Origin of the sequence: Marinobacterium sediminicola (genome assembly GCF_022343685.1) — a bacterium.
Taxonomy (GTDB): Bacteria; Pseudomonadota; Gammaproteobacteria; order Pseudomonadales; family Balneatricaceae; genus Marinobacterium; species Marinobacterium sediminicola.
This window is the reverse complement of sequence record NZ_CP092123.1, coordinates 2660976-2675951: the sequence shown is the minus strand read 5'-3', so window position 1 is coordinate 2675951 and position 14976 is coordinate 2660976. Positions and strand designations below refer to the sequence as shown.

General features: G+C 57.5%; 13 protein-coding genes. 8 read left to right on the top strand and 5 right to left on the bottom strand.

Going from position 1 to position 14976, the window contains the following annotated elements:
- The first annotated feature begins 170 nt into the window (after positions 1 to 170).
- On the top strand, positions 171 to 1919 hold the full coding sequence (locus tag LN244_RS12145; protein ID WP_239040048.1) for a SulP family inorganic anion transporter: 1749 nt from the start codon (positions 171 to 173) through the stop codon (positions 1917 to 1919).
- A gap of 42 nt (positions 1920 to 1961) precedes the next feature.
- Here LN244_RS12145 and LN244_RS12140 read toward each other — a convergent pair whose 3' ends face one another.
- From LN244_RS12140 to LN244_RS12120, 5 genes are all read right to left on the bottom strand, one after another.
- Positions 1962 to 2822, bottom strand: coding sequence for an alpha/beta fold hydrolase (locus LN244_RS12140; protein ID WP_239040047.1), 861 nt, complete (start codon positions 2820 to 2822; stop codon positions 1962 to 1964).
- Between the two features lie 72 nt (positions 2823 to 2894).
- A complete protein-coding gene (locus LN244_RS12135) occupies positions 2895 to 3446 on the bottom strand; it encodes a flavin reductase family protein (protein ID WP_239040046.1) in 552 nt (183 codons plus the stop codon).
- Positions 3447 to 3505: 59 nt separating this feature from the next.
- Positions 3506 to 4702 carry an acyl-CoA dehydrogenase family protein gene (locus tag LN244_RS12130; protein WP_239040045.1) on the bottom strand — a complete coding sequence of 399 codons (1197 nt, stop codon included), beginning with the start codon at positions 4700 to 4702 and terminating at the stop codon, positions 3506 to 3508.
- 47 nt (positions 4703 to 4749) lie between these two features.
- Positions 4750 to 5688, bottom strand: coding sequence for a 3-carboxyethylcatechol 2,3-dioxygenase (locus LN244_RS12125; RefSeq protein WP_239040044.1), 939 nt, complete (start codon positions 5686 to 5688; stop codon positions 4750 to 4752).
- Positions 5689 to 5941: 253 nt separating this feature from the next.
- Positions 5942 to 6751, bottom strand: coding sequence for a DNA-binding transcriptional regulator (locus tag LN244_RS12120; RefSeq protein ID WP_239040043.1), 810 nt, complete (start codon positions 6749 to 6751; stop codon positions 5942 to 5944).
- A 394-nt stretch (positions 6752 to 7145) separates the two neighbouring features.
- On the opposite strand from LN244_RS12120, the gene mhpD reads away from it, so the two are divergent.
- From mhpD to gspE, 7 genes are all read left to right on the top strand, one after another.
- Positions 7146 to 7943 carry a 2-keto-4-pentenoate hydratase gene (mhpD, locus tag LN244_RS12115; RefSeq protein WP_239040042.1) on the top strand — a complete coding sequence of 266 codons (798 nt, stop codon included), beginning with the start codon at positions 7146 to 7148 and terminating at the stop codon, positions 7941 to 7943.
- A gap of 22 nt (positions 7944 to 7965) precedes the next feature.
- On the top strand, positions 7966 to 8898 hold the full coding sequence (locus LN244_RS12110; protein ID WP_239040041.1) for an acetaldehyde dehydrogenase (acetylating): 933 nt from the start codon (positions 7966 to 7968) through the stop codon (positions 8896 to 8898).
- 11 nt (positions 8899 to 8909) lie between these two features.
- On the top strand, positions 8910 to 9932 hold the full coding sequence (gene dmpG / locus LN244_RS12105) for a 4-hydroxy-2-oxovalerate aldolase (RefSeq protein ID WP_239040040.1): 1023 nt from the start codon (positions 8910 to 8912) through the stop codon (positions 9930 to 9932).
- 103 nt (positions 9933 to 10035) lie between these two features.
- Positions 10036 to 11082: a TRAP transporter substrate-binding protein gene (locus LN244_RS12100; protein ID WP_239040039.1), complete on the top strand. Its 1047-nt coding sequence runs from the start codon at positions 10036 to 10038 to the stop codon at positions 11080 to 11082.
- A gap of 2 nt (positions 11083 to 11084) precedes the next feature.
- Entirely contained in the window at positions 11085 to 11600 is a 516-nt protein-coding gene (locus tag LN244_RS12095) for a TRAP transporter small permease (RefSeq protein WP_239040038.1), read from the top strand.
- 26 nt (positions 11601 to 11626) lie between these two features.
- Positions 11627 to 12955, top strand: coding sequence for a TRAP transporter large permease (locus LN244_RS12090; protein ID WP_239040037.1), 1329 nt, complete (start codon positions 11627 to 11629; stop codon positions 12953 to 12955).
- A gap of 296 nt (positions 12956 to 13251) precedes the next feature.
- Entirely contained in the window at positions 13252 to 14970 is a 1719-nt protein-coding gene (gene gspE, locus LN244_RS12085; RefSeq protein ID WP_239040036.1) for a type II secretion system ATPase GspE, read from the top strand.
- The last annotated feature ends 6 nt before the right edge of the window (positions 14971 to 14976 follow it).

Genomic DNA, 14976 nt, shown 5'->3' with positions numbered 1-14976 from the left:
GTCCTGATGGCCGGGCTTTCCTCAAGACTTTCTACCTTCAATGACTTGCGGCCATGGCCACAACTTGCCAGTACTCCTGCTGCAGACAACAGACATGACTTTTTTGTCTTGGCGCACGTAAGCTGCCACTATATGGACTGTTTCAGTATTCGCCGTTCGGGTGTCAGCGGATGTCTTTTGGGTACTACAAATTTTTCCCCTTTCTGAAGTGGCGAGATCGAGTCACATCAGACAGTCTGAAAGCCGACCTGATGGCCGGGTTGACCGGGATGGTACTGGTGCTGCCCCAGGCAGTGGCTTATGCCTTTATCGCCGGATTGCCGCCGGAGTACGGTCTTTATACTGCGATGGTGTCGGCAGTCATTGCGTCTTTGTTCGGATCGTCCTGGCATCTCATTTCAGGCCCGACCGCGGCACTGTCGATTGTCGTGCTGAGCGTGATCAGCGGACTGGGTGAGTTTTCCACCGAGCAGTATATAGGACTGGTGATCAGTCTGACGCTGTTAACCGGGTTGATTCAGCTGGCTCTGGGACTGTTTCGTATGGGCAGTCTGGTCAACTTCATATCCCATACCGTCGTGATAGGCTTTACCGCGGGGGCTGCGATTCTGATTGCGGTCAGCCAGTTGAAGCACCTGCTGGGTATTGATGTCCCCAGTGGATTATCGATGATGTCTACGGTTGAGCATCTCATGCAGGGAGCCGATGGCTTGAACCAGGTGGCATTGCAAGCGGGACTGGTGACCCTGGGGGTGGCGGTACTGGTTAGAAAATTGAACCGCAAGTGGCCACACCTTCTCATCGGAATGGCCGCGGGCAGTTTGGCCTGTTATTTTCTCGACCCTGCCGGGGAAACAGTGGCATATGTGGGCAGCTTGCCCGGCCAGCTGCCGCAGCCGGTGTTGCCGGAATTCTCCTTTGCGACCTTACAGGCACTGGCGCCCGGAGCCTTGGCTGTCGCACTGTTGGGGCTGATCGAGGCGGTCTCCATTGCGCGGGCCATCGCGGTTCGTTCCAACCAGCAGATTGATGGCAATCAAGAGTTTCTGGGTCAGGGGTTGTCCAATGTGGTCGGCAGTTTCTTTGCATGTTATGCCAGTACCGGCTCTTTCACCCGCTCCGGTGCCAATTATGATGCTGGGGCGCGTACGCCGCTGGCTGCCGTGTTTGCCGCGCTCCTGCTGGCTATTGTGGTACTGGTCGCTCCTCAACTGACGGCCCGGCTGCCACTGGCCGTCATGGCCGGTTCCATTCTGCTGATCGCCTGGAACCTGATCGATTTCAGCGGTATTCGTCATATCCTGTCCAACAGTCGCTCAGAAGCCGCAATTCTGGTGGTGACCCTGTTCTCAACACTGCTGGTCGAGCTGGAATTCGCCATCTACATCGGTGTGATGCTGTCACTGGCGCTCTATCTGCGGCGGACATCACAGCCGCGGGTCACTCAGGTGGCGCCTTTACAGAAAAGCGAGCGTCGCCATATTCGCAATATTGAGCGCTATGATCTGGAAGAATGCCCGCAGCTGAAGATTATCCGCGTCGACGGCTCGCTGTTCTTTGGTGCTGTTGACCATGTCCAGCAGGAGATTCGGCGGCTCACAATGCCCGGCAGCGGAGTCAGGCACATTCTGCTGGTCGGCAAGGGGATCAACTTCATTGATGTGGCGGGTGTGGAGATGCTTCATCAGGAGATCAATCGCCTGCATATGATGAGCGGGGATATCCTGTTCAGTTCATTGAAGGGGACTGTCATGGATGAACTTGAGCGGACGGGCGCGCTCAAGCTGCTGGGGGAACAGCGTTTTCACGATACGCCGCGCTCGGCCATTGCAACACTGATTCCGCAACTGGATCAGGACCGATGTGCCACCTGTACCAAACGCATTTTTGGCGACTGCCCACCGCTCCGCGAGGAATAGCGGCCACAGCGTTATGCCGTGGCCGAGACGTCGCCACCTTGGTCAGTGCTGCAGGAAGTCCAGTACCATTCGGTTGAAGCGGTCGGCATGCTCCCACTGTGCCCAGTGTCCGCACTGGTTAAAGATGTGCAGCTGTGAATTGGGGATGCCGGCAATCAGACGCAGGCCGGTATCCATCGGCACGAAGCGGTCCTGACGCCCCCAGATCACCAGCGTATCCTGTTTGATTTCAGGCAGGCGCGGGCTGAAGTCCGGGAACTGCTTCGGGTTCGCTTCGAGGCTTTTGACGAAGTTTTCCAGGTGATCACGACGCTTGAGCATGTTGTCCAGACGCGCCTGAAACAGTTCTTCGGTCAGGTCACTGGTGTCGAACACGAATACCGACATCATTTTCTTCAGGTTTTCGATGGTGGGCTCACGGTAAAGGCCTTGCAGCAGCTTGATCCCTTCTGCGGGCATCGGCGTGAACAGGCTGGCACCACCGGTACCACCGCCCATCAGGACCAGTTTGCCAACGCGCTCGGGGTTGGCCAGCGTGAAAGCGACGGCGCTGTGTCCCCCCATGGAGTTCCCAAGAATATGGATCTTGTCCAAGTCCAGGGCATCAACCACTGCCTTCAGCGCACGGGCGTTCAGGTCGGAACGTGAACCTGTGCAGACGATGGAGTCGCTTTTGCTCCATCCGGGGCAATCCAGCAGGATGACACGGTAACCGGCCGTTACCAGGGGCTCGATATTGCGGTTAAAGTTGGCCCAGCCGCTGGCTCCGGGGCCTGAACCGTGCAGCATCACGACAGTTTCACCTCCTTCGCCGCAGTCGTTGTAGTGCAGCTTGACCGGCTGTCCGTCCAGGGTGATGTCGATGAAGCGGCTGCTGTCCGCTTCAGTAATGTTCATGCTCATGTCAAAAATCTCCTGTCTCTGAAAACAGTACACCCCGGCATGAGCCGGGGTGAAGGTAAAAGGCTTGCTGGCTTACTGTGGAATCTGTCGGAAGCCGCCATTCAGGTAGATCAGCGCTTCGCCATCATCCCGCTCGCGAGTGGCCAATACCTCACAGAGGAAGGCATGATGAGTACTCTCATCGAATACCTTGACTACGCGACAGTCAAAGTTGGCCAGTGCGTTCTGAAGTGCAGGTGCACCGGTTACCAGGGTGTCCCAGTGACCATACTCGAATCGGGACTCGCCCTGAACATCCTTTATCATGCCCGCGAATGCCTTGGCGATCTCCTCCTGGTCCCCGGCCATGATGTTGACACACAGGGCGCCGTTCTTGAGGATCAGTTCGCTGGCGTAAACCCCTTTATTGACAAAAACGACCAGTCGGGGAGGGTCGGCGGTGACGGAGCAGACAGCCGTTGCTGTCAGGCCGGCTCGAGCCTTGTCATCACCTGTGGTGATGGTGCTGACACCCATGGCGAAATGACGCATGCCGTTGCGATGCGCATCGGCACTGACCATTGGTTTGTCACTCAGGTCTGCATTGGGTGTCCAGTCAAGCAGCTGGTTGATGTGCTGATTCATGGCGCTTTCTCTTGCTATAGGGTCAGAATCCCCCGGCTGCAGGGCCGGGGGCTGCGGGATCAGGCCTTGACGCCAAACGGATTCGGTTGTGGCAGCGGGTTACCCAGCAGGTGGCCACCCAGCAGATCACCGATGTTGTCCTGGTTCTGGGTGATGTGGTTGGCACCCACCAGGATGTCGCGCATCTGGCGCTGCATCGGATTGTTCAGCCAAACGCCACGCGTGGAGGTCTTCTTGAAGATCATGTGTGCAGCCTCGAAGCAGTCACCACCGGTGAACTGGTTGGTGGCGAAGTGGCGGACGCGAACATCGGTCGGTACCAGTTCGCCACGAGACGCATAGCTCCAGGCTTCATCGGTGTTGCACAGCACACGTGCTTCGGCGCCGGTGATCTTGGCCAGTGCTTCACCCAGGCGAGACTTGATGAACGGATCGTTGACCGCAGCTCCGACTGCCTGGTTCAGGTTCTGGCGTGGCACCATATGCTCGACATAGAGATCCACCATGCCGCGGGCCATACCGATGATCACCGAAGAAACCGCTGCGTAGAACACGTAGAAGAACGGCATCTTGAACAGGTTTTCAACCTGGCCGTGGGACTCCTGGTCGTAGGCGCCGATGACGTGGCTGCGGTAGGCCGGTACGAAGACGTCCTTGATTACCAGCTTCTTGCTGCCCGTACCTGCCAGGCCGACCACATGCCAGTCATCAACGATCTCTTCGATCTGCTCACGCTGTACCCAGAAGGAACGGAACACCATCTCACCGTTTTCCTGAACGCGGCCACCCACAAAGGCACCGCCTGCGGCGTGGTCGCAACCGCTGGAGGTCAGCCACTCACCATTCAGACGGTAACCACCTTCAACGGCTTCTACGGTGCCGAAGGGGGCGTAGGAAGAAGAAACCAGCCTGGTATTGTCTTCGCCCCACAGTTCGTCGCCAACCTGTTCGGGCAGCAGTCCCACTTCAAACGGATGAACCCCCAGTACCATCACGTTCCACGCGCTGGATGGGCATCCGCGGGCCAGCTCGATCAGGACACGGTTAAGGACGTTCGGATTCATTTCGTAGCCACCCCAACGCTTTGGCTGCAGGATTTTGAAGAATCCGGCTTCCTGGAAGTCCTTAATGGTTTCCCGGGATACCATGCGAGCTTTTTCGCAGGCGTCGGCACGTTCGCGCAGAGTCGGGATCAGGTCACGTGCGCGCTGTACGATCTCTTCTTCGGTCGGGATCGGGGTAACGATTGCATTCATATCGGGCTCTCCAGATGAATTCGATTTATTGTTCAGCTGTGGTCAGCTCAGGCGGGGGTGGCGCTGACCACGCCGTAGCCCGCAATCCATTCGTTGATCGGACGGTAATAATCCTTGCGTGCCTGGTAAGGGCCGCAGGCAGCCATTGCGGCAAAGGCGGCGACCCAGGTGCGTACCTCGTGGGTAGAGCGTCCTGCCTCTGCAGAGATCTGCTGGATGTCAAAATCATCCACCTGTTCAAGCGCACCGCTCTGCAGCAATTCGATGAAGGCTTCATCCCACGCCGCATTCAGCGGAGTTTGCTGGCACAGTTCTGTGCCATAGATCTTGCCGGCGGCGATGGTGCGGGCTTCACGGGCCGCGCGGGCCTCCGGGGTCGGGTTACGGCCGCAGATCAGGAATTCCTTAACTTCCTCAGGGGAGTCTGCCAGCAGCGGAACGGGGGGCTCATGTGATAAGCCACCGGTACCCAGGATCAGGACACGCTTGTTCAGCCCGGCCAGGAAGCGGCCAACGGCCTCGCCCAGTTTGCGAATGCGACGGTAGGGCACAAACGGAGGTGCCACCGAGTTGATGATGATCGGAATCACCGGGTAGCGGCTCAGGCTGCCGGTCATCTCTTCCAGCGTCTGGGTGCACCCGTGATCGACCTGTAGTCGGTGGGAGAGCGCGATGTCCAGATCACTGTCCATCAGATGGCGGGTCAGCTCCAGTGCCAGTTCGGAGTCAACAGACAAAGACCCCGGTAGAGTGCCATAGTCACCCACCGACTCGGCTGCTGTGGCAACAACAAACGGAGGCATCAGGTCGTAGAACAGGCCGTTGTAGTGGTCAGGTGCGAACACCAGAATAAGCTCAGGATCGAACGCTTCCACTTCTGCACGTGCCGTATTCAAAACCGCGTCCACTTCGGTAACAACATCTGCGCCAGGATCATTTCGGCCACGCAGCGGGGTATGCGACAGGCATTTAAGCATGATGCTCATATCTCTACCTTCTTTTTATCTGTATGCAGGAGCGAGAGACATATTTATGCCAAGCTCCATGCGTATTTTCGGAATGAATAAATGCCGTTTCAGCAGCGATCTAAAATATGATGACCAGATACAATCGCCAGGGTTAATTGGGTTTGTGGAAACCCTTACGATTTATTTAGGATGGATTCTGGACAGAGGGAAAAATAACATCAAGGAAAAACAGACTCGAGGTGCACATAGTGCACAGCGGGTGTGGACAGTGTCAGCGAATCTGCGGAGAAAGGCTGCGCTCGATTCGATTGACGATTGATTGCATCGACTTGAGATAACGCTTTGCCGCTTCTTCAATGGTCATGGCGTCTGCGATGTACACCAGGTTGAGGCAACCCAGTACACGATCTTCATGGCGAATCGGCAGAGCAATGGCGGCGATACGGCCCTCTTCTCCCCAGTCACGGTAGTTGGAGCCGTAACCATCCTGACGGGTTTTGCGGATCAGCTTGTCAACATACTCCGTGTCACGGGCCAGGCGTCCCTGGCTGTCCTCCCGGCTGGCCAGAAGCTGAAGAATCTGATTGCGTTCCTGTTCCGGGCAGTTGGCGATATAGGCGCGACCGGCAGCGGTCAGCAGCATCGGCAGACGACGCCCGACCATGGATCGGTGAAATGAAAGGCGGCTGAAGCGGTGTGTGGTTTCCCGGATGACCATGGCGTCCACATCCAGCGTCGAGATGTCAGTGGGCCAGACGACTTCCTGCAGTAGCTGACCCAGCAAAGGCGCTGCAAACTGGGATACCCACTGTTCATCGCGAAAGCCCTCACTGAGTTCACGCACCTTGAGCGTCAACAGGTAACTGTCGTCGGATTCACTGCGGCGGACATAGCCTTCATGCTGCAGGGTTTCCAGCAGCCGTCGTACGGTGGTGCGATGCAGTCCGGTCTTCTGTGCCAGCTCGGTGATGCGTGCGCCGCCATCGCAGCGGTTGAGACAATGCAGCAGTGACAGTCCGCGCATCAGTCCCTGAACCAGCTTGTACTCGCCCTGTCCCGGAGGATTGTCCCGTTCAGACATGGATAACTCCTTGTGGAAAATTGTGCACATAGTGCACCCTACGTTCGATTTCTGTTGCTGTCCCTGACGCGCTGTTCCTATACTCCGGGACATAATAAAAACATGCCTTCTCGGAGTCCACAGATGATATTCGATGGATCAAGCAGTCACGCCTGTATAAAACTATATAAAGTCATTGGCTTAAATATAGTTAAAATCCGAAGCAAGAGTCGTGAATATATTTCTGTTTTGGCCATTGGTTTTATTCCCGATATCAATCTGTATATGCCTGCTCAGTGTGATATTGGCTTAAGCCAAGATATCAACGTCAGTTAATTCTCCGCATTGCCTGTTTTTATCAACCCGAAACTGCCCCGTCGCCTTACTGTGATGCACTGCCAGGGTATGGAGTCACATGTTGAACGAACAACAGCTAAACGAGATGGCTGAGCGCTTGCGCACAGCTGAAGAAACCAACGAAGCCACCGCACCGGTCCGGGATCTGCTGGATGCTCAGGATGCGGCCTTGGCCTATCGTATCCAGCAGATCAACACCGAGCATGCCGTTGCTCAGGGGCGCCGTATCGTCGGGCGCAAGATCGGCCTGACCAATCCACGCGTGCAGGCTCAGCTGGGTGTCGATCAGCCGGATTTCGGTACGCTCTTTGCCGACATGAGCTTCGGCGACAACGACATCATCCCCGTTAACCAGGTCATGCAGCCCAAGGTCGAGGCCGAGATCGCGTTCATCCTTGAGCGTGACCTCCCGCACCATGACTGTACCCATGCCGAGCTGATGCAGGCGATTGGCTGGGTGGTGCCGGCGCTGGAGATCGTTGGCAGCCGCATCCGCAACTGGGATATCCGTTTTGTCGACACCGTAGCGGACAACGCTTCCAGCGGCTGCTTCGTACTGGGTACACCGGCTCACCGGCTCGATGGCATCGATCTGCGCGGTGCCGAAATGCGCATGACCCGCAACGGTGAAACCGTCTCTACCGGCAGTGGCGCCGAGTGTCTGGGAAATCCACTCAACGCAGCCCTTTGGCTGGCACGGACCATGAGCCGTATGGGCACGCCGCTGAAAGCGGGTGATCTGGTCCTCAGTGGCGCGCTTGGGCCGATGGTGGAGTGTGCCCCGGGAGATCGTTTCGACGCCGAAATCAGTGGTGTCGGCCAGGTGGCCGTCCAGTTTGCGCAGGCAAGCGCCTGAAACTCTTGCAGCAGGAGTCAGAATGAAAAAGACCAAAGTAGCCATCATCGGTTCCGGTAACATCGGTACCGATCTGATGATCAAGATCATGCGCAACAGCGAGTGCCTGGAGATGGGCGCGATGGTGGGCATCGACCCTAATTCCGATGGCCTGGCCCGTGCTGCGCGCATGGGCGTTGCCACCACCCACGAAGGGGTGGAGGGACTGGCGAATATGCCGGTGTTCGAGGAGATCGATATCATTTTTGATGCGACCTCGGCCAAGGCGCATATGCACAACGAGGTGTACCTGCGCGGCAAAAAGGAATCGCTCAAGTTTATCGACCTGACCCCGGCGGCAATCGGTCCCTATTGTGTGCCGGTGGTTAACCTGGAGCAGCATATCAACGAGGGCAACGTGAACATGGTGACCTGCGGTGGCCAGGCGACCATCCCGATGGTGGCAGCCGTATCCCGCGTGGCCAAGGTGCACTATGCCGAGATCGTCGCTTCCATCTCCAGCAAGTCCGCAGGCCCCGGTACCCGTGCCAACATCGACGAGTTCACCGAGACCACCACCAAAGCAATCGAAGTGGTGGGGGGAGCCAGCAAGGGCAAGGCAGTGATCATCCTGAACCCTGCCGAGCCGCCCCTGTTGATGCGCGATACCGTGTACGTTCTGTCAGAGAAGGCCGATCAGGCGCAGGTGGAAGCGTCCGTTGAGGAGATGGCGGCTGCCGTACAAAGCTATGTGCCGGGCTACCGCCTGAAGCAGAAAGTGCAATTTGACGAGATCCCTGAGGATCAGCCGATCCACATTCCGGGTCATGGCCAGTTCAGTGGCCTGAAAACTTCCATCTTTCTGGAGGTGGAAGGTGCGGCCCACTACCTCCCGGCCTATGCCGGCAACCTCGACATCATGACGTCTGCTGCGCTGGGTACTGCCGAGCGCATCGCCAAGTCACTGGTTAACTGAGGACGACAAACATGACCTTCAATCCCGGCAAGAAACTCTATATCTCTGATGTGACGCTGCGCGACGGCAGCCATGCGGTGCGCCACCAGTACTCAATCAAGAACGTACAGAATATCGCCCGTGCGCTGGACAAGGCGAAAGTCGATTCCATCGAGGTCTCGCACGGCGATGGTTTGCAGGGCTCCAGTTTCAACTACGGCTTTGGCGCGCATACCGATCTTGAATGGATCGAAGCGGTCGCTGAAGTGGTCGAGCATGCCCAGATCGCCACGCTGTTGCTGCCCGGCATTGGTACCGTTCACGATCTGGAAAATGCTTACAAAGCGGGTGCCCGCATCGTGCGTGTCGCGACTCATTGCACCGAGGCGGATGTTTCCCGCCAGCATATCGAACATGCCCGCACGTTGGGCATGGATACGGTCGGCTTCCTGATGATGAGTCACATGCAGACCCCTCAGGGCCTGGCCGAGCAGGCCAAACTGATGGAGAGCTATGGTGCCAACTGTATCTACGTGGTCGATTCAGGCGGTGCCATGGGTATGCAGGATATCCGTGACCGTTTTCGTGCGGTGAAGGATGTTTTGGAGCCGTCGACCCAGACCGGTATTCATGCCCACCACAACCTCGCACTCGGTGTAGCCAACTCCATCGTTGCAGTGGAAGAGGGCTGTGACCGTGTCGATGCGTCCTTGGCCGGTCAGGGGGCCGGTGCCGGTAACGCACCGCTGGAAGTGTGCATTGCCGCTTTCGACAAGATGGGCTGGGAGCACGGCACCGACCTGTATGCGCTGATGGATGCGGCTGACGACATCGTGCGTCCGCTGCAGGACCGTCCGGTCCGCGTGGACCGCGAAACTCTGGCGCTGGGTTATGCCGGCGTTTACTCGAGCTTCCTGCGTCACTCCGAAGTGGCGGCTGAAAAATACGGCCTGAAGACCGTCGATATTCTGGTCGAGCTGGGCAAGCGCCGCATGGTCGGTGGTCAGGAAGACATGATCGTGGACGTGGCTCTGGATCTGCTCAAGCGTCAATAAAACCCGAAGGGCCGGCTTTTGCAGGCCCTTTGCTTATGACTTTTTCGACACACCAAGCAACAAGTAATAGCACTTGATAACCATAACAAGACAGGTACGACCCATGAAAAAGACGAAGTTTGCCGCCCTGGCACTGGCTGCTGCCGGTACCCTATTCTCTGCTTCAGCCTGGAGCCAGACCGTGATGCGTTTCGCCAGCTGGATGCCACCTACGCACCCGGTGAATGAAGTGGTGCTGCCCACCTGGAAGCAGTGGATCGAAGAGGCCACTGACAACCGCGTGACGTTGGTGGTCGAGTACAACCTGGGCCACCCGAAGACCATGTTCAACCTGGTGGAAGATGGTGTGGCCGATGCCAGCTGGGGCTACCACGGTTACGTGCCGGGCCGCTTCCGTACAACCCAGATCGTTGAACAACCGTTGCTGGGCGTATCGGCCGAGGCGGCTTCTGTCGCTCACTGGCGTGTGCACCAGAAATATTTCCAGAATACCTATGAGTTTGACGGCCTGGAGCTGGTCGCGCTGGTCACCCACGGACCGGGTCAGATCCACAGTACTTTCCCGGTCAACTCCATCTCTGATCTCCAGGGCAAGAAAATCCGTGTTGGTGGTGGCGTTCAGTCCGTGATTGGTGAAAAAGCGGGACTGGTGCCTGTCTCTGCGCCGGCACCCAAGGTTTACGAAATGCTGCAGCAGGGTGTCATCGACGGCGTGTTCCTGCCGGTCTGTGACGTCAAGAACCTGCGCCTGGATGAGGTGATCAGTGATACTACCCAGCTGCCGGGTGGCATGTATCTGGGCAGTTTCTCCTTCTTCATCAGCCCGGATTTCCTTGATGACCTCGACCCGAAAGATCGTGACGCGATCCTCAGTGTCTCAGGTGAAAAATTGTCTGCACTGGGCGGTTGGGCTCAGGATCAGTCGGACATCGCAGGTCTGGAGCAGGCGCGTGCCAGCGGAGTTAAGATCAATGTGGTTGGCGAGAACGACGCCTTGGCTCAGGAATACAAGGCGCTGGCTGAAGGCATCGATGAAGCCTGGATTGAAAGCGTAGCCGATCTGGCTGTGGATGCACGAAGCGCTCTTGAGGAACTGCGCCAGATTGCCCGTGAGTATGAAGCCCAGGTTGTTGCAAAAGTTCAGGAGTAAGCATGTCATTTGCCGCTTGGCTGAAAGCGCATTATGACGAGAAAGGGCCGGCCAGATGGCTGGCCTTTTTTCTCGAAGTGGTTTCCGCGCTGGTTCTTTTTTCTCTGATGGCCTTGACCTGCGTCGATGTCATTGGGCGTTATCTGTTCAACAGCCCGCTGCATGGCGGCACCGAACTGACCGAGATCGGTCTGGCGGTGATGGTCTTCGCCGCGATGCCGGTCGTGACCTGGCGCGGCGGCCATATCGTCGTCGACCTGCTGGACCGTTTTCTCGGCTCCAGGGTGGTCAAGGTGCTGGCACTGCTGGCTGCGCTGGTGATGTCCTCGTCGCTGTACTTTCTGGCGCTGCGGATCTTCGAGCTGGGCGAGCGTTCCATCCGTCGTGGCGTGGTGACCGAATTCCTGGCCATGCCGTCCGGTTACGTCGTGCAGTACATCGCGATCATGAGCTGGGCCACTGCCTTCGGCATGATCACCTACGGCGTCTATCGCATTCTGTTTCAGAATAAAGCCTAACTTCACTCGGACACAGGTATCTCTTTATGTCAGTTGTACTGATCGGCTTTGCCGTCCTCCTGTTCCTGATCATTGTGGTAAGGATGCCGATCGCATTTGCCATGGGCCTGGTCGGCTTCTTTGGCTTTGCCTTTTTGCAGGGGCTTGAACTGAGCAATATCGCCAACTTCCGCTGGACAGGCGCCCTGTCCATGGCGTCCAACCGCGTGATCGACACCGTGCAGGAATACAGCCTGTCGGTGATTCCGCTGTTTATTCTCATGGGTAACCTGGTCACCCGCTCAGGCCTGTCCCATGAGCTTTACGCTGTTTCCAACGCTTTCCTCGGCCACCGCAAGGGCGGCCTGTCGATGGCAACAGTGGTGGCCTGTGGCGGCTTCTCCGCCATCTGCGGTTCCAGTCTGGCGACCTCTGCCACCATGTCCAAGGTGGCGATGCCGCCGATGCGCAAGTACGGTTACTCTGATGCGCTGGCGACCGCGTCCATCGCGGCCGGTGGTACCCTGGGTATCCTGATCCCGCCCAGCGTGATTCTGGTGATCTACGGTCTGCTGACCGAATCCTCCATCCGTGAACTCTTCGCGGCCGGTTTCATCCCGGGCATCCTGGGTATCCTGCTGTATCTGGTGGCCGTGCGTTATGTCGTCTGGCGTGATCCCAGTGCCGGTCCGGCGGGCGAAAAGACCGAATGGCCCGAGCGTCTGCAGGCGATGAAGGGTGTCTGGGGCGTACTGGTACTGTTCACCGTGGTGATGGGCGGTATCTACCTGGGCATTTTCACCCCGACCGAAGCGGCGGGTATCGGTGCCGGTGGTGCCTTCCTGATTACCCTGTTCCGTGGTCGTCTGACGCTGCGCAACCTGTTCGAGACGCTGACCGATACGGCGCGCACCTCGGCCATGCTGTTTGCGGTGGTGATCGGTGCACTGATCTTCTCCGACTTCATCAACCGTGCCGGTCTGCCGGACATGCTGCTGGAGTTCGTAACCGCGCTGGACGTCGCGCCGATCGTGGTCATTCTGGCGATACTGGGTATCTACATCGTGCTGGGCATGGTGTTTGAAAGCCTGTCGATGATGCTGCTGACGGTACCGGTGTTTTATCCGCTGGTGGCGAGCATGGGCTTTGATCTGGTGTGGTTCGGGATAGTCGTCGTAGTTGTGACCGAGATCAGTTTGATTACACCGCCGGTGGGTATGAACGTCTTCGTACTCAGTGCGGTGTTGAGAGATGTGAAAACGGGCACTATCTTCAAGGGTGTGACGCCGTTCTGGTGCGCCGACATCGTGCGCCTGGCGCTGATCGTATTCATTGCCCCGATCGCGCTCTTTTTGCCGGAGTTGCTTTACCGCTGATTCCATTGCAGGGATCTGCCAGGGACCGGCAGGCCCATCCCTGTATCCTCAAGGTTCTACCATTTCTTCATGCCACACAGCCTGTAAACCCTGATTTACAGTCCTGTCAGAAACATCACGCGTTGCAAAAAATATACAGGCCGAGTGTCCAACGTCTGTTCGATTAGTGTCTATAGTATGGGATAGACGTTCCGTCCTGGCCGTAACAAAGGTCGTGCGTTCAGGGGGTACTGAAACAGGCACGTTGGTACCGCTTTCATGCTCTGAGTCTGCCACTGCAGGCGAGGAGGAATGAAATGAGTGAGTTAGCGGCCTCCCAGCAGCAGGATCCTGAGGAGGTGTTGGTCAATGAGCTGGTCAGCTCTGGTCTGATCAGTGGCAGTGACCTTGAGCGTGTCAGCCAGATGCGCCAGTCGCAGCCTGAGCCGGCTTCCTGGCCAACATTACTGGTGCGCCTTGGCCTGGTCGCGGAGCGCGACATGGCCAACGCCCTTTCCCGCCATCTGAACGAGCCTGTGCTGTCCCTTGCTGAGTTAAGCGCTGACTGTGACCCCGAACCCGGCCTGTCCGAGCGCTTCATGCGTGACAATCAGGTGCTGCCACTGCAGGTTGAAAATGGCCTGCTGACGCTGGCGATGGCCGATCCCTTCAACCATTTCCTGATCGATGCCGTTATCATGGCGCGAGACCAGCAAGTCAGGCCTCGTGTCGCGATTGGCTCGGAGATTGTTCAGGTGCTGGATCAGGTCTATGGCGAAGGCCAGAGCCAGATGGGGGATATCCTCGCCGATGTCACGCCGTCTGAAGATCAGCAGGAAAGCGTTGAAGAGCTGATGGATATAGCAAGCGGTGCGCCGGTAATTCGCCTCGTCAACCTGATCATTCAGCGCGCCGTGGATGCCCGAGCTTCAGATATCCATATCGAACCCTTCGAGAATCAGCTCAAGGTACGCTACCGCATCGACGGGGTGCTTCAAGAGGGGGAAGCGCCGCCGGTACAGCTCTCACCGGCGGTAATCTCGCGCGTTAAAATCATGGCTCGGCTCAACATTGCCGAGCGCCGGTTGCCGCAGGATGGTCGCATCGAGATGAGGGTGCAGGGCAAAGACCTGGACATGCGTGTTTCCACCGTTCCCACGATGCATGGCGAGAGCGTGGTGTTGCGCCTGCTCAATCGAGAAAGCATCTCTTTCGACTTTGAATCCCTTGGCTTTACCGAGGACTGCCACCGTCAGCTGAACGAGCTGTTGGCGATCCCGAACGGCATGATTCTGGTCACCGGTCCGACCGGCAGCGGTAAGACCACCACCCTGTATACCGCCTTGCATCAGCTCAATACCCCGGAGCGCAAACTGATCACGGTTGAGGACCCGGTGGAGTACCAGTTGGCCGGGATCAATCAGATTCAGGTGCAGTCCTCCATCGGGCTGACCTTTGCCAACGCGCTGCGTTCCATCGTGCGTCAGGACCCGGATGTCATCATGGTGGGCGAGATGCGTGACCTGGAAACGGCCCGTATCTGTGTCCAATCGGCGCTGACCGGGCATCTGGTGTTATCCACCCTGCACACCAATGATGCCGTATCCAGCATCACTCGTTTACTGGAGATGGGCGTGGAGGATTATCTGCTGACATCAACGCTGAATGCGGTTCTGGCCCAGCGTCTGGTTCGTGTGCTTTGTCCCCATTGTCGAGAGCCCTATGAGGTGCTCCCTGAAGTTGAGCGTGAATTGGGTCTGTCTCGATTTGCCAAGGCAGAGGGGCCGTTGCAATTATGGCGTGCCTCCGGTTGCTCTCATTGCCAGGGAACAGGGTTTTACGGGCGATTGGTCATCCATGAGCTGCTGCAGATGAATGAAGAGATCCGCCGTCTGGCGCTGGATCATGCTGATGCCGGACGGATGCAGGCAGCTGCCCGTGCGGCGGGGATGCGGACCATGTATGAAGATGGCTGTGCCAAGGCACTGCAGGGGCTCACCAACCTGGAAGAAGTGATCCGGGTGACGCAGGAGTGATTGATT